This window comes from Gordonia spumicola, from assembly GCF_009932475.1.
In the GTDB taxonomy this organism is placed as follows: domain Bacteria; phylum Actinomycetota; class Actinomycetes; order Mycobacteriales; family Mycobacteriaceae; genus Gordonia; species Gordonia spumicola.
The window spans coordinates 2,248,827-2,263,796 of the sequence record NZ_BJOV01000005.1; the positions used below are offsets into that span (position 1 = coordinate 2,248,827).

General features: G+C 66.8%; 14 protein-coding genes and 2 tRNA genes. 5 read left to right on the plus strand and 11 right to left on the minus strand.

Annotation, left to right across the window (positions count from 1 at the left end; all coding sequences use genetic code 11):
• Nucleotides 1–4: 4 nt before the first annotated feature.
• The 3 genes from GYB83_RS21770 to GYB83_RS21780 form a co-directional block, all read right to left on the minus strand.
• The gene (locus GYB83_RS21770) at nucleotides 5–1,885 is read right to left on the minus strand and encodes a propionyl-CoA synthetase (RefSeq protein ID WP_161897358.1); all 1,881 of its coding nucleotides are present in this window, start codon (nucleotides 1,883–1,885) and stop codon (nucleotides 5–7) included.
• 81 nt (nucleotides 1,886–1,966) lie between these two features.
• Complete coding sequence (locus GYB83_RS21775; protein WP_161897359.1) at nucleotides 1,967–2,401, minus strand: hypothetical protein; 435 nt, start codon at nucleotides 2,399–2,401, stop codon at nucleotides 1,967–1,969.
• A gap of 31 nt (nucleotides 2,402–2,432) precedes the next feature.
• Nucleotides 2,433–3,104, minus strand: a complete 672-nt coding sequence (locus tag GYB83_RS21780; protein ID WP_228461712.1) for a hypothetical protein — start codon at nucleotides 3,102–3,104, stop codon at nucleotides 2,433–2,435.
• Between the two features lie 139 nt (nucleotides 3,105–3,243).
• Between GYB83_RS21780 and GYB83_RS21785 the strand changes: the two genes are divergently transcribed.
• Together GYB83_RS21785 and GYB83_RS21790 are read left to right on the plus strand one after the other, a co-directional pair.
• Complete coding sequence (locus tag GYB83_RS21785; RefSeq protein ID WP_161897360.1) at nucleotides 3,244–4,143, plus strand: dioxygenase family protein; 900 nt, start codon at nucleotides 3,244–3,246, stop codon at nucleotides 4,141–4,143.
• Nucleotides 4,143–4,595, plus strand: a complete 453-nt coding sequence (locus GYB83_RS21790) for a MarR family winged helix-turn-helix transcriptional regulator (protein ID WP_161897361.1) — start codon at nucleotides 4,143–4,145, stop codon at nucleotides 4,593–4,595. The genes GYB83_RS21785 and GYB83_RS21790 overlap by 1 nt, the downstream gene beginning before the upstream one ends.
• Here the strand turns inward: GYB83_RS21790 and GYB83_RS21795 are convergent.
• Nucleotides 4,592–5,149, minus strand: a complete 558-nt coding sequence (locus GYB83_RS21795; RefSeq protein WP_161897362.1) for an ester cyclase — start codon at nucleotides 5,147–5,149, stop codon at nucleotides 4,592–4,594. The two genes, GYB83_RS21790 and GYB83_RS21795, sit on opposite strands and share 4 nt — an antisense overlap.
• Before the next feature lie 49 nt (nucleotides 5,150–5,198).
• Between GYB83_RS21795 and GYB83_RS21800 the strand changes: the two genes are divergently transcribed.
• Both GYB83_RS21800 and GYB83_RS21805 read left to right on the plus strand, forming a co-directional pair.
• On the plus strand, nucleotides 5,199–5,927 hold the full coding sequence (locus tag GYB83_RS21800) for a TetR/AcrR family transcriptional regulator C-terminal domain-containing protein (protein WP_161897363.1): 729 nt from the start codon (nucleotides 5,199–5,201) through the stop codon (nucleotides 5,925–5,927).
• The gene (locus tag GYB83_RS21805; protein WP_161897364.1) at nucleotides 5,924–6,373 is read left to right on the plus strand and encodes an antibiotic biosynthesis monooxygenase; all 450 of its coding nucleotides are present in this window, start codon (nucleotides 5,924–5,926) and stop codon (nucleotides 6,371–6,373) included. Before GYB83_RS21800 ends, GYB83_RS21805 begins: the two co-directional genes overlap by 4 nt.
• Nucleotides 6,374–6,411: 38 nt before the next feature.
• On the opposite strand, the gene GYB83_RS21810 is transcribed toward GYB83_RS21805, so the two are convergent.
• From GYB83_RS21810 to GYB83_RS21835, 6 genes are all read right to left on the minus strand, one after another.
• Nucleotides 6,412–6,485: transfer RNA gene (locus tag GYB83_RS21810), tRNA-Met, on the minus strand.
• 30 nt (nucleotides 6,486–6,515) lie between these two features.
• Nucleotides 6,516–7,109 carry a TetR/AcrR family transcriptional regulator gene (locus GYB83_RS21815; protein ID WP_161897365.1) on the minus strand — a complete coding sequence of 198 codons (594 nt, stop codon included), beginning with the start codon at nucleotides 7,107–7,109 and terminating at the stop codon, nucleotides 6,516–6,518.
• A gap of 4 nt (nucleotides 7,110–7,113) precedes the next feature.
• A complete protein-coding gene (locus GYB83_RS21820) occupies nucleotides 7,114–8,247 on the minus strand; it encodes a hypothetical protein (RefSeq protein WP_161897366.1) in 1,134 nt (377 codons plus the stop codon).
• A complete protein-coding gene (locus GYB83_RS21825; RefSeq protein WP_161897367.1) occupies nucleotides 8,244–9,746 on the minus strand; it encodes an FAD-dependent oxidoreductase in 1,503 nt (500 codons plus the stop codon). Before GYB83_RS21825 ends, GYB83_RS21820 begins: the two co-directional genes overlap by 4 nt.
• Nucleotides 9,747–9,898: 152 nt before the next feature.
• Nucleotides 9,899–9,975: transfer RNA gene (locus GYB83_RS21830), tRNA-Met, on the minus strand.
• An 83-nt stretch (nucleotides 9,976–10,058) separates the two neighbouring features.
• Nucleotides 10,059–11,312, minus strand: a complete 1,254-nt coding sequence (locus tag GYB83_RS21835; protein ID WP_161897368.1) for an MCE family protein — start codon at nucleotides 11,310–11,312, stop codon at nucleotides 10,059–10,061.
• A 206-nt stretch (nucleotides 11,313–11,518) separates the two neighbouring features.
• On the opposite strand from GYB83_RS21835, the gene GYB83_RS21840 reads away from it, so the two are divergent.
• Nucleotides 11,519–11,806: a hypothetical protein gene (locus GYB83_RS21840; protein WP_161897369.1), complete on the plus strand. Its 288-nt coding sequence runs from the start codon at nucleotides 11,519–11,521 to the stop codon at nucleotides 11,804–11,806.
• A 96-nt stretch (nucleotides 11,807–11,902) separates the two neighbouring features.
• Here the strand turns inward: GYB83_RS21840 and GYB83_RS21845 are convergent, their stop codons facing one another.
• The gene (locus GYB83_RS21845) at nucleotides 11,903–14,869 is read right to left on the minus strand and encodes a UPF0182 family protein (protein ID WP_161897370.1); all 2,967 of its coding nucleotides are present in this window, start codon (nucleotides 14,867–14,869) and stop codon (nucleotides 11,903–11,905) included.
• Nucleotides 14,870–14,970: the final 101 nt, after the last annotated feature.

The window sequence follows — 14,970 nt, forward strand, 5'->3', positions numbered from 1 at the left end:
TCGGCTACCTGCCGAGCTGCGCCGCGAGTGCATCGAGGACCGATGCGTCCTCGATGGTCGACGGCACCGCGTACTCCTCCCCGTCGACGATCTGCCGCATCGTCTTGCGGAGGATCTTCCCGGAGCGGGTCTTCGGCAGCGACGCGACGACGGTGACGTCGCGGAACGTCGCGACGGCTCCGATCTCGTCGCGCACGCGCTGGACCAGCTCCGATCGCAGGGTGTCGTCGTCGATCTCGACACCGGCCTTGAGCACCACGTAGCCGCTGGGCCGTTGACCCTTGAGGTCGTCGTGGATGCCGATGACCGCGCACTCGGCGACCGCCGGATGCGACGCGACGACAGCCTCGATGCTTCCCGTGGACAGTCGATGACCGGCGACGTTGATGACGTCGTCCGATCGTCCGAGGACCACGACGTAGCCGTCGGCGTCGATGTATCCGGAGTCGCCGGTGAGGTAGAAGCCGTCGAAGGTGTTCAGGTACGACGCGCGGAACCGATCCTCGTCGCGCCACAGTCCGGCGAGGGTGCCGGGCGGCAGCGGGAGTCGGATGACGATGTTGCCCTCCCCGCCGGCCTCGACCGGACCGCCCGTCGCGTCGACCACCTCGACCGCGTAGCCGGGGACGGGCACCGTCGGCGATCCCGCCTTGATCGGCATCGGTTCGAGGCCCCGGAGATTGGCGACGATCGCCCAGCCGGTCTCGGTCTGCCACCAGTGGTCGACGACGGGGACGCCGAGCTTCGCGGACGCCCACGTGTACGTGTCGGGGTCGAGCCGCTCCCCCGCCGCGAACAACGTGCGCAGCGTCGACGTGTCGTATCGCCCGAGTTCGACGGCCTTGGGATCGGCCTTGCGAATGGCGCGGATCGCCGTCGGCGCGGTGAACAGAGCGGCCACCTCATGCTGGTCGATCACCCGCCAGAACGCGCCCGCATCGGGTGTCCCGACGGGTTTGCCCTCGTACATGACCGTCGTCGCGCCGACCAGCAGCGGGCCGTAGACGATATAGCTGTGCCCCACCACCCAGCCGACGTCGGACGCCGTCCACCAGACGTCGCCCGGCGAGATGTCGTAGACGTTGCGCATCGACCAGGTCAGCGCGACGGCGTGGCCGCCGTTGTCGCGGACGACGCCCTTCGGCTTCCCCGTGGTCCCCGACGTGTACAGGATGTACAGCGGATCGGTGGCGGCCACCTCGACGGGAGCCGCGGGCTCGGCGCTCGCGAGTTCGGCGTCCCAGTCGAGCCAGCCGTCGTAGTCGGACGCCGATCCGTCGATCTCGACGCGGTCCTTGACGATGACGGTGCGCGGCGTGGACGACGCCTGCTCGATCGCCGACCGCACGAGTGGCAGGTACTCGACGGTCCGTCCCGGCTCGAGGCCGCCCGATGCGGTGACGATGGCGACCGGTTCGGCGTCGTCGATGCGGGTCGCGAGTTCGGGCGCGGCGAATCCGCCGAACACCACCGAGTGAACGGCTCCGATGCGGGCGCACGCGAGCATGGCGATCGCCGCCTCCGGGATCATCGGCAGGTAGACGACGACGCGGTCCCCCTTGCCCACCCCCTGCGCGGCGAGAACCCCCGCGAAGGCGGCGACCTCGTCGAGCAGCTGCGCGTAGGTGTAGGTCCGGACCGTCGAGGTCATCGCCGAATCCCAGATCAGCGCCACCTGGTCCCCGCGACCGTTCGCGACATGGCGGTCGAGCGCGTTGACCGACGTGTTCAGGCTCGCGTCGGGGAACCACCGGTAGATCGGCGGGTTCGAGTCGTCGAGCGCCCGCGTCGGTGGCGTGATCCAGTCGACTCCCGAGGCGGCGTCGAGCCAGAACTCGTCGGGGTGATCAATGCTGCGAGCGAAGGCGTCTGCGTAGGATCCCATGTCGCCACCGTAGTGAATGTCCGGTGACGGCGGTCACTTGCGGCCCTATTGCCCGTCGTTCAGTCCGACTGTTCGTCCACGTCAGTTCCACGTCCCGACCTGCTCGACGATGAACCCGAGCAGAATGACTGCCGTGCCGCCGATCTCACCGACGATGAGGGCGACCATCGACGCGGTCATCATCGGCGACGTCGGATGCAGTTGGTTCTCCGTGTCGCGGAGGGTGCCGTGCAGACAGTACGACGCGATCGCGGTGACGAAGAAGAACACGACCACGACCAGCGCGACGAGGTTCACGGCCGTGCTCCACGCACTGAACTGCACAAACACGCCGAGCATCGCCGTCGCGAACGAGTACATGAGCGCGGCACGGTGCGCGATGTCGACATAGATGTGCGCCGCACCGTCCGGGCTGCGCATGATCTGCGCAAACTTCCACACCCCGAGAATCAGCGCCCACAGGAAGATCACGCCTGCTGCGATCAGCGCGATCTGCGTCGCGAGAGTCAGAGTCATGTCTTCCACTCTTTCACGGCAACCCCGCCGATCACCCCATACGCGGTTTGCGACGGACCACCCGCTCCAGCGGCGATCTGGCCGCAACCCAGGCGCCCGCGTCGACGTCCACCCACGTCGCGAGCTCGACCGCCGCCCTCAGATCGCCGAGCAGGTCACGGCGATGGATCGGCTCATGATGCGCGGCTCGGTTCCGCACTGTCACGAGCCCCGACAGGTGCCGCTCGACCCGAGCCCGGCGGTCCCTGATGTCGCGATACCCGTTCGGAAACGCCTTGTTGAGCGCCGGAACCCACAACGTTGTCAGGTATCGCTCCGCGACGATGCAGCGCCAGAATCCGAATCCGAGTTCGGCGACGACCTTGCCGTGGAAGTCCGGCCCGGCGGGCCCTCGCTCCACCGCTCTCATCGCCCGCTCCAGATCGCCGAGATGGTGATCGTCGAGGGGGATCGTGTCGAACCAGGACGAGTCCCCTCGCCTGCGCGCCCACGCCGCGAGCTGTGCGTCCATCGCATTCCGGACGGTCACCTCCACCATCGCGACCGTCACCAGGACCGCGGCGGCCGCCACAGAGTTCCAGTCGTACAGGCGCAGAGCCGCGTGCTCGTCACCCCGTGCGACGAGCCGGTAGGACCGCAGCCGCTGGGCAGTTACGGCCCGCCCGATCGCATCGTCCCACTCCATATCCATTGCCGTCGACATGTCCCCCGACACCCCCGAATCGAATCCGATCTGCACCGAACATAAACATCACCTCTGACAATCCTCTCGCCATATTTGAAAGTTGAAATGTTTGGGTGTATGGTCATTTCAACTTTGAAACAACTCTCGGAGGCCTGAGATGACAGCTGCACACAGCACCACCGCGCTGGCCGATGCGACGATCCGCGCCGATCACCCGTTCGCACGGCACCTCGTCCACGCCGCAGCCGTCGCCGCGGCGACGCCCCACCGCGCCTGGACTCCGGACGACGGACCCCTCCCCGCGCTGTACCTGTCCCACGGAGCACCTCCGACCTTCGAGGACGCCGCGTGGATGCGCCAACTGCACGACTGGTCACAGGCTCTGCCCAGGCCCCGCGCGATCCTCATCGTGAGCGCGCACTGGGAGTCGGACGAGCTCGGAATCACGAGCACCGCGCCGACCGAACTCGTCTACGACTTCGGCGGCTTCGACCCGATGTACTACCGCATGCGATACGACACCCCCGACAACACCGGGCTCGCGCAACGCCTGCTCGACGTCCTGCCCGACACCCAGCGCGTCTACGAGCACCGCACTCGCGGCCTCGACCACGGCGCGTGGCTGCCGCTCAAGGTCATGTACCCCGAGGCCGACATCCCCGTCCTGCAGCTGTCGATGCCGACACACGACCCACAGGCACTGTTCGCCATCGGCCGGCGCCTGCAAGCGCTCCGCGCCGAGGGAGTACTGGTCGTCGGATCCGGATTCATGACACACGGCCTGCCCTACCTGGACTGGTCTCGCCCCGACATCGTTCCGACGTGGTCGACCGAGTTCGACGAGTGGGCGGCCGACGCCCTCTCACGAGGCGACGTCGACGCCCTCGAACGATTCCGCAGCCTCGCCCCCGGATTGCCGTTCGCCCATCCGACGGTTGAGCACTTCACACCGATCTTCGTCACCCTCGGCGCGGCGACCGATGCGGCAGCACCGGTCACCACCGCGATCGACGGCTTCGCGATGGGCCTCGCCAAGCGGTCGTTCCAGGCGGCCTGATGCCCGACGAACCGCGCTGGCTCACCGCCGCAGAGATGGATGCGTGGCTGCCCCTGCTCGCCGTCATCAACCAACTGCCTCAGGCCCTCGACCAACAGCTCCGGACCGACGCAGGGATCAGCCACGTCTACTACTCGATGCTCGCGTTGCTTTCGAACGCCCCCGATCGCACGATGACGATGGGAGAGCTCGCCCGCGACAGCTTCACCAGCCCGTCACGTCTCACCCACGCGGTCGCGAGCATGGAGAAGCGCGGCTGGGTCGCTCGATGCGCCGACCCGGGGAACAGACGGATCCAGAACGTGTCCCTGACTGACGACGGCGTGACCCTGCTCGTGCGAATCGCGCCCGGTCACGTCGACGAAGTTCGTCGGCGAGTGTTCGATCGACTGTCGCCCTCTCAGGTCGAGCAGTTGCGCGACATCGCGTCCACGCTCGCCGAGCAGAGCTAGTCGAACTGCGGCGGAACGGTGTCGAGGAGCCGGGAGTCCGGCTCCTCGCCCGACATCGCGAGAAGTCCGACCACCGCCCGACCGATGGTCAGCAGGTCGCGCGGGTTCTTCTTGTCGAGTCCGCCGATGAGCTGCTTGAGGATCGTCAGCTGGTCGAAGTAGATCCGTTCGACGATCAGGTTCTCGTCGGGGTCGAAGACGAAGAACGCCGCCATCCGCGTGCGGTGCGTCGATCCGGTCGGCGGGATCTTGCCGAGCGGCCCGAGGTGGGTCCCGAGCAGCCAGAACTCGACGACCACGGCGTCGACCGTGTGCCGGAACGAGATGATCTCGTGGTCCTGGTCGGGGAACGCGACGCGCGTGTCCCGGTAGTAGTCGCGGACCTCGCGGTCGCCGTCGTGGACAGTCATCTGCGCGATCAACTCGTAGTGCGGGTGCGGGAACGTCGAGAGCGTGGCATCCCAGTCCTGCCTCACCTCGTCGTGGAAGTGATCCAGGACGAGCTTCTCGCGGGCGCGCAGGACGGATTCGGGCGGCAGATCGAATCGTGACATGAAACGACGCTATACCCACACTGTGGATTAATTCAAGGACTGCGGCACAATGGCAGGTGTGGAGACCACACCCCGCCGCGGCCGACCGCCGAAGAACGCCGCGAAGCTCTCGCGCGCCCGGATCGTCGACGCGGCGCTCGAGGCCATCGACTCGGGCGGCATCGGGTCCGTCTCCATGCGCTCGGTCGCCCGGTCGATGAACGCCGACCCGAAGAGCCTCTACAACCATGTCGCGGGCATCGACGACCTGCTCGACGCCGTCGCCGAACGCATCCTCGGATCGATCGGCGCACCCCCACGGACCGGCGACACGCGTGCGGACCTGACGGCCGTCGCCGACGCGTTCCGCACCGCGACGCTCGCACACCGGGCCGCGGCCCCGCTGATCCTGACCCGGCAGATGTCGTCGCTGGACGGCCTCGCCCCCGTCGACGCGACGCTGTCGGTGCTGGTCGACGCCGGAGCGTCCGCCGACGACGCCGTCCACTTGCTCCGAACGTTCGTGGCGGCCCTCGTCGGCGCATTGTTGCGCGAGGTGAACGCGGGACCGACGTTCGGGACCTCCGATGTCGAGACGATCGCACGGAGAGAGTCGGACCTGGCGACAGCGGGCCTCAGGGCGGTCGCCGACGCGGCCGCGGCCTTGGCGCGCTTCGACGCGGCCGCCGAGTACCGCTACACCGTCGACTTCCTGATCGACGGTGCCCTCGCGCGCATCGACGGCGCAGCGACGCAGCGAGTGCCCGACCGACCTCATGCGGCTACGGTTGGACCATGACCGTGCGCGTGATCGTCGTCCACCGGGTCGAGGAGTACGACACCTGGAAGGAACACTTCGACGCCGCCGCCGATCTGCGGGCCGCGGCGGGCGAGACCGACTTCGAGGTGCTCCGATCCACCGGCGACACGAATCTGGTTGTCCATTCGTCGACGTGGTCGTCCGACGCCGCCGCTCGCGCCTTCTTCGAGTCGGCGAAGGTCGCCCGCATCCGGGCAGACGCCGGCGTCGAGGCGCCCCTGTTCTTGTACCTCGACAGCGTCGAGACCGGCACGCTCGACGCTCCGCCTCCCCGACCGTCCCTGAGATCGGTCGAATCAACGGAACCCGGTGACGTTGTGCCGTCGGGCGCCGATGAATCGACCGATCTTCGGACCGCTTCGCCGCACCTCGAACTGGTACAGACAGACAATCGAGTGGACCAGGGCCACGACCCCCTGAAATGAGGAAGACCCGGACCGTCTGGTCCGGGTCTTCCCTTCAGTAGCGGGGACAGGATTTGAACCTGCGACCTCTGGGTTATGAGCCCAGCGAGCTACCGAGCTGCTCCACCCCGCGTTGCGTTCTCCACTGTACACGGCCCCGGAATCATCCGAGCGCGGGGGCGAGCCAACGTTCGAGGAACGTCCTCATCGCATCGTCGTCCCGCAATTGGTCGGACGGATTCTGCAGGAACGACGTCAACAGCCGCATGATCATCTCGGCGAGACCGTCGAGATCGCCGTCCGTGTAACCGTGGGCGGCCCAGTCGACGGGGAACCGACGCAGCATCAACGATCCGTACTGGACGACGCTCCCCGACGTGGAACTGCGGCCGAAGGTGCCGGTGTCGCCGATCTGCAGGAGCAGGTTGAGGCGGGGGTCGCCGGGGACGGTCCGCAGGCAGAACAGCATGCCTTCGACGACTGCGTCGGCAGGCTCGCTGCGCCCGTCGAGGTGCGCGACGAGCCGGTCGACGAAGTCCGCGGCACCCTGCGCCGCCACTTCGCTGACGATCTCACCGATGCCGGCGAACTGCCGGTACACGGTCTGGCGGGTCACCCCCAGCTCGGCGGCGACATCGGAGAACGTCGTCTTCGCGACGCCGTACCTGTCGATGCATCGGGCCGTCGCGTCGACGATCCGCTGCCGCGCCTCCTCGTCGGTCGCCGGAGGCTCCCCGCCCCACCCGTGTTTGGCCATTGCCTCAGACTGCCACAGCACCCCTGTCGCCCACGTCGGCCACCGCGGGCGCCGGTCGCGCCGCCCGTATCGCGGCGATCACGAACCATGCCGAACCCGCGATGCACAGGACGGAGTACCAGGCACTTCCGATCGGTGTCCCGCGATCCGTCACCCCGTCGACAGCGCCGAGGAACTCGGGCACCGACGCGATCCACAGGACCGTCAGAACTCCGAGGTACAGCGCCGGATAGACGCGGACGAACTGTGGCGACTCCAGCCCGGTCGGCCGATTCCAGGTCGCACGGGTCCCCTCGACGAGCAGCCACAATCCGGCGAGCCACAGGACCGCGAGCAGGATGATGACGAGTGTCCGCTGCAGCGTCGCCTCACCGCCGGTGTCGACACCGACGCGGGTCGGCGCGGCAAGGACCACCATGAGAATCGGCGTCAGGACGCCTGCGGCGATGGTCCGCAGCGTCACCTGTCCGCCGGAGAGGTTCTTCGTGCCGGAGAACTTCGCGGCGAGCCATGCGAGCACGCCGAACGACACCGATGCGAACACCCACATGCTGTTCATCGGCACCGAGGTGAACATCGGCTGGTTGATCATGTTCTCCGGGTTCCACGCCCACCACTTGAGTTGCGGTCCGAGCTGATCGAACGTCTCGTAGAACACCTGACTCGCGAAGGCGACCGCGACCGCACCTGCGAGTGGACCGCGCCGTTCGAAGACGCCGAGTGCCCGCACCACTTCGTAGGTGACGGCCGAGATCACCGGGTAGAACGCGACGATGTAGAGCGGCAGTCTGTCGAACATGAACTGCACGGTGAACACGTTGTGCGAGAAGATGAACCCGACGTACTCGTCGAGCCCGAACCACGACGGGAAGTACAACGGCGGCTCGATGATCGCGAGGTAGACGAGCGAACCGAACCACAGGGTGAGGTTCACCGCGTCGCCGTCGCGTCGCCAGCGTCGCCACGCGTGGATCAGCGCGAACACCGCGCCTGCCACGATCAGCAGTTCCAGGACCGGCAGCGTCCAGTTGTCGAGGCCGAACGGATTGCGGAACGTGACGATCGGATTCGCGTCGTCGCAGACGAATCCGAGGTGATCGGCCACTTCGCGGGCCGCGGGCTCGCAGGTGAAGCTCATGCCGACACCTGTCGTTCGACGTAGACCGGACTGTGCGCGACGGGATTGTCGGGATCGGTGTAGTCGGTGCCCGGGGGCAGCTTCGTGACGTCGAACCCGCCGGGGATGCGAGTGCGGCCGAGGGCGGCGCGCACCTTGTAGCGGAGCACCCGAAGGATGAACTTCGGGTCGGTGCTGATCTCCTTCAGCGACGTGTCGAGGTTGAACACGCCGGTGAACTTCTCGTCGACGTAGGCGTCCTCGGCGGCGGCCGACGTGATGGCGTTGAACACCGGCCAGCTGAAGCGGGCGGCGAGCTTGCGGCGCCACGGGGCGACGGTCTCGGTGCCGGTGGCGAAGTCGTACGCCTGGTCGCGGGCCATCGCCAGCATCCACGGGACGTCGAGCGACGCCTTCTGCCTGTCGAGGAACTCGCGGTGGAACGCGGCGTCGATCATGGTGCGCGATCCGAGGACGTCGGCGAGGACGAGCGCCGAGCGCGCCGCCGAGCTCATGCCCTGGGCGTAGAACGGGTTGAACGCGCAGATCGAGTCGCCGATCGCGATGAGCCCGACGGGCGGGGTGTCGAGGAGGTCGTAGCGGCGCCACTTGTTACCAGTCGACTTCGTGACGTGGACGCCGGACTGCGGCTCGCATTCGCGGGAGACCTGCCCGAAGACGGGCGTGCGGACGCGGTCGGCGGCGGCTTCGAAGTCCTCGACCGTGCGCGGCATCGTCAGGCCCCATGAGCCCATGCACACGATCACGCGGCCGCCTTCGATCGGGAAGAAGTTCGAGAGGTACTCGTGCTCCTCCGGGTGCTCGCCGGTGTCCTGGGTGGGTGTCACGACGATGTGTTGCCACCACCAGTCCGCGGGCCGGTCGGCGGGCAGGTCGTACCACCGGGAGGTGTAGGTGACCTTGGCGTCCAAGGTCTGCTCGGGAGCCTCCGCCCAGCCTGCGTCGACCAACCAGCCGTGGACTTTGCTGCCGCGACCGAGAGCGTCGACGACGAGGTCTGCGGCGAGGGACTGGACGTCGCCGTCGCTGAAGGTGACACCGGTGATCCGACCGGCCGCGGTTCCGCCATCGGTGGTGAGCAGGCCGGTGACGCTGACGCCCTCGCGGATCTCGATGTTCGGCACCTCGCGGACCCGATCACGGAGGACGCGTTCGATGAGGACGCGCGAGCTGTAGACCATCGTCATCTGGCTCGTCTTACGGGCCGCCCAGCCGTCCTTCTCGCAGTAGGCCGCGTCCTTCGACGGCATGAGCAGCATGCCGCCTGCGTCGATCAGCGCGTCCTCGAAGCCGGGGAAGATCGTGCCGATCGCACGACGGCCCGAGTTGAGGACAAAATGCGGGTGCTTGCTCTGCGGCACGCCTCGACGGTGCTCGGCGCCCGGCGGCAGTTCGTCGCGTTCGAGGACGACCACCTCGTCGAAGTGTCGTGCCAGCACACCCGCCGTGCACAGGCCGGCGACGCTGCCGCCGAGGACTACCGCACGCTTCGATCTCATCAGCTCTCCATTCATACAAATTTTGGATGAGCGTATGATTAAGAAGGCGCGAGTGTCAAGGATCACTCCCGACCATCGGCCCGCAACATTCCAGCAGGCACAGTCCGCGAAATGCACGAAGACCCGGACCGAATGGTCCGGGTCTTCGTTGGTGGTAGCGGGGACAGGATTTGAACCTGCGACCTCTGGGTTATGAGCCCAGCGAGCTACCGAGCTGCTCCACCCCGCGTTGCATCGACTACGATACACAGCGGTGAACCGGAGAGGCAAATCCATTGCCGTCCACCGTGATCGACGGCACGTACCCGACGGTCAGCGCGTTCGGACACCCATCAGCCCGGCCAACTGGTTGGCGAGCGGATTCAGGTTCAGCTTGTCCGGGTCGCGCTTGGGCTTGGAGTCCCACGGCTGTGTGAAGGCGGGATTGGACAGGTCCGCGTTGTTGGCGCCGCGCACCGCGGTCGGATTGCCGGTCGGCACCGTGCACCCGGCCTTCGTGTTGAACGGGAAGTCGTCGTAGTTCACGTCGAAGTCGGGGTTGCGCGCCTTGATCTCGTCGATCATCCGTTGCGTGCTCTCATAGCCTTGAGTGCAGCTCGGCGGGTTGCCGGTCTCCAAGACGATGCCGAAGCGGATCTGTCCGTCGAGCGACGACGTCGTGTGGCTGCTCGCCGACAGCGACGACAGCATCGCGAACGTCATACCGGTGACGAACGACGCGGGCTCGACCGCGTGAACGGTGCTTCCGAGCTGATGGATGAGGGTCGTCGCGTCGGAGCCGTTGCTGTCCAGGAACGCCGACAGCGCACTCGCGGCGCGGGGGCCGTCGGTGAGGATGCGGCGGACCGCGGGGTCGGACGACGCGAGGGTCGACGCGACGAGATCCAGGTTCTTCGACCACGACAGGATCTCGTCCGACTGCTCCGCCTGCGTGCGGAGCACCGGTCGCGAGTTCTTGATCAGCTCGATCGTGTCGTCGAGCCGTTCGACGCCGGTCTGCGACAACTTGTCGAGAGAGTCGACGAGCCTCGTCAGATTGTCGCCCTGGCCGTTGAACGCCTTGCCCAGTTCGGTGACGGTGATGCGCAGATCGTCGACGGGCACCGTCTTGGTCAGGTCGATCGCCGCGCGCGTCACCTCCTCGAGCTTCGGCGGGAAGCGGACGTGCGACGCGTCGATCCGCGATCCCTCGTGCAGAAACGGACCGTCGGACGACTCCGGCTGCAGGTCGAGGAACTGCTCGCCGATCGCCGAGCGGTTCGCGACGACCGCGACCGCCGACGCCGGGATCTGCTCGCCGCTCGACTCCAGGACGAGATCGACGTCGATGCCGGTGTCGGTCATCCTGAGGTCGCGGACGCGACCGGCCGCGACACCCCGGTAGGTCACCTGCGCTTCGGGGAACAGTCCACCCGCCTCGGGCATCTCCACGGTCACGCGGTACACGCCGACGCCGACCGCCTGATCCATGCGCGCATAGCGGATTCCGCCGTATGCCGAGGCCACGAGACCCAGCAACAGCACGACGACCAACTGGATCTTCACAAGACGACTGAGCGGTGGCATACCGGCCCTTTCCCGAATACACGCCGAGTCCCGACTACTCGACATTGCGGAGTGTAAACGTTGTTGACATCGCGTTTCGAGCCGATGGAGGCCGTTCGTGAGCAACGATCGACAGCCGACTAAATGTGATGGCAGTCACTTCGAGAGTAGGGTGAGATGCACCAGTCCGGCCCGGCCGAGGACCGCACCGAGTTCAGGAGGACGACATGGCAGATCCCAACATCCATCACGAGAGCCACGGCAATCACCCGATGAGCCTGGTCGCGTTCATCCTGATGCTGGCCGGCGGCGCGTTGTCCGCGCTGTGGCTGATCACGCTCGCCGATCTGCCGGCCAACCGGACGATGAACATCACGTACGGCGTCCTCGCACTCGGAGCGTTGGTGTCGGCCGCGATGATTTTCCGGTACCTGACGACGCACCTGCACCACTCGCCGGTGATGCCCGACAACACGCCCGCGGAGATCGACCGCTACCTCGCCAAGGTGCGCTGACCTCCACTCCCTCACAAACGAGACCCTGACAGACGAACCGCCGGGCCCCAGTCGGGACTCGGCGGTTCGTCTACGTCGCGGTATGTCTACATCGGGTCAGTTGCCGGACGGGTAGTCCGCCAGCGCCGCCTTCAACTTCTTGAGAGCCTCACCGATCTGGCCGAAGTCGCCGCTCTTCTGGGCGGCGTCCATCTGCGCGACGGCCGCGTTCAGCGCGTCGACCTGCGCCTGCGTCGGCTCCTTCGACGGTCCCGGTTCCGTCGGCTGCGGCTGCGGCTGCGGCTTGGGCTGCTCGGGTTTGGGCGTGCCTGGATCGGGGACGGTGGCGGCCCCCGGGTCGATGCCCGCCTGCTTGAGCGACTCGCCGATCGTCGGTGCCGAGCCGATGCGGATCCGCCCGTCGGACGGCGACTTGTAGTACGTCAGCATGCGGAACACCTTGGGCACCGCGGAGTCCCTCGCCTTCGACTCGGTGTACAGCGGCTGGACGTACAACACGCCGTCACCGCCGACCGGCAGAGTCAGCAGGTTGCCGAACGTGATGTTGACCGACCCCTGCGCCAGCGTCGTCTCGGACGCGACCGCGTTCCGCATCGCCTCCTGCGCCTGTTTCGGTCCGACCGTCTGCGAGTCCGTCGGCGTGGTCTTGACCGTGAGCTTGCCGTAGCCGTCGGGGTCCGCGCCGACGGTGATGTACGCGGCCAGGTTCTGCCTGTTCAGCGGAGTCGTCACGGACGTCAGCTGGAACTGCGGCTTGCCCGATCCGTTCGGCGCGGCCGCGGTGAAGTAGTACGGCGGCTGCGGGAGCGTCGAGTTGTCGACCGTCGGATCGTTCGGGACCGACCAGAAGTTGTTCGCGCGGTAGAAGTCGGCCGGGTTGTCGACGTGGTACTTCGTCAACAACTGACGCTGCAGCTTGAACAGGTCCTCCGGGTACCGGAGGTGACTGAGCAGGTCGGGCTGCTTGTCGAGCTCCGACCGCGGCTGCACCGTGCCGGGGAAGACCTTCATCCACGTCTTGAGCACCGCGTCGCTGGTGTCGAACTGGTACAGCTTCACCTCGCCGGTGTACGCGTCGACGGTCGCCTTCACCGAGTTGCGGACGTACGAGACGTCCTCGTCGAGCTGGGTGCGCGCCGTCTGGCCCGCATTGTCGACCCGCGAGTCGGCGGTGGCCGCCGACAGCGACATCCGCTGCGCGTACGGGTAGTTCTTGAGCGTCGTGTAGCCGTCGACGATCCACTTGACCGAGCCGTCGGCCATGACCGCCGGGTACGTCTTCGAGTCGGTCGTCAGCCAGGGCGCGACCTTCGAGACGCGGTCGCGCGGATCCCGGTTGTAGAGGATGCGCGACTTGCTGTTGATCGCGTCCGACAGCAGCAGGTTCCGTTCGCCGTACTTGATCGCGTACAGGAGTCGGCTGCCGAAGTTGCCGAGGGAGACGCCCGTGTCCCCGGTGAACGTGTACGTCGACTGATCGCTGTCGTACTCGCGGGCCTTCCCGTCGTCCGATCCGACGATCGCGTAGTCGGGATCGACGTTCGCGATCATCTCACCGAAGTAGATGCGCGGCTGCTTCACCTGAATCGGCTGCGTCTTGTAGCCCGCCTGACGGATCGACTCGAGGTCGGACACGACGAACTTCGGCAGACCGCCGCCGTCGGTGCCCGATTCGGCCCCGGTCGCCGGCGAATCGACGGTGTTCGCGTACGCGGCGATGAAACCGTTGCCGTGCGTGAACACCGTGTGCTTGTTGATCCAGCTCTTCTGGTTGTCGTTGTACTTCTGCGGGTCGAGTTCGCGTGCGGCGACGATGAAGTCGCGCATCTGCTTGGTCCCGTCCTCGTTCACCGGATACCGGTCGACGGCCAGCTGGTCGGGGAAGCCGTAGAAGTTCTTCAACGACTGCCGCTGCACGAACGACGCCGACACGACGGCCGGATCGAGGACTCGGATGTTCGAGAGGGTCGCGTCGTCGGAGTTCACCTTCGCCTGATCGGCGGGCGAGCTCGTCCAGCGGTCGACGTAGGTGACGTCCTTGCCCTCGCGGATGCGGTAGGCGTCGGTCGTGGCCGCGATGTTGCGGCTGATGTACTCGGCTTCCTTCGAGTCGGCGCTCGGCTTGACCGAGAACTGCTCCATCGCGGCGGGCCAGATCACTCCGATGGTGAGTGCCGACAGCAGCATGAGAACCGTCGCCATCGCCGGGATGCGCAGGTCGCGCAGCACGATCGCGGCGAAGAACGCGACGGCGCACACGATCGCGATCGCCATCAGGATCAGCTTGGACGGCAGGACGACGTTCACGTCGGTGTACGTCGCGCCGGTGAAGATGTCGCCGCGTCGATCACTGGAGAGCAGGTCGTAGCGGTCGAGCCAGTAGCCGACAGCCTTCAGCAGGATGAAGACGCCGACGAGGACGGCGAGCTGCACCCGCGCCGGACCCGACAGCATGCCGCGGCGCCCGCCGCCGCCGAGCCGGAGTCCGCCGAACACGTAGTGGGTGATCAGGTTGCCGACGAAGGCGACGCCGACCGCGATGAACGCGAGGTCGAGGATCAGCCTGATGAACGGCAGCGTGAACGCATAAAAACTGATGTCCATCCCGAACTGCGGGTCCGTCTCGCCGAACGACTCCGAGTGGATGAACGTCTGGATCGTCGCCCACGACGACTGCGCGACGAGACCGGCGATCAACCCGATCAGGACTGCCGGGAGGACGCCCGCGATCCACGGTCGACGACCGATCACCGCGCGGTACCGCTCGAGCGGATCACCCGGACCGCTGACCGGCGGGAAGTCCGGTCGGGTGCGGTGCGCGACGTAGATCCCGGCGAACACGATGCCTCCGACGACGAGCGCGGCGACGAAGAACGACACCAGCCGGGTGGTGACCATCGTCGACATGACGTCGGAGTAGCCGAGATCGGAGAACCACATCCAGTCGGTGATGATCGAGACCACCCGGGGTCCGATCAGCAGGATCAGAAGCAGCGCGACGCCGATTCCGATCAGTATCTTCGACCTGCGGGACAGCGTCGGTCGACCGATCGAACCACGCATTCCAACCACTGTGAGTCTCCTGTTTCTCGCATGACCGCCGGAGCAGGCACCGGCTACTCTCCACAGAGTACTGACCGCGACGAATGCGACTGACTTCTCCG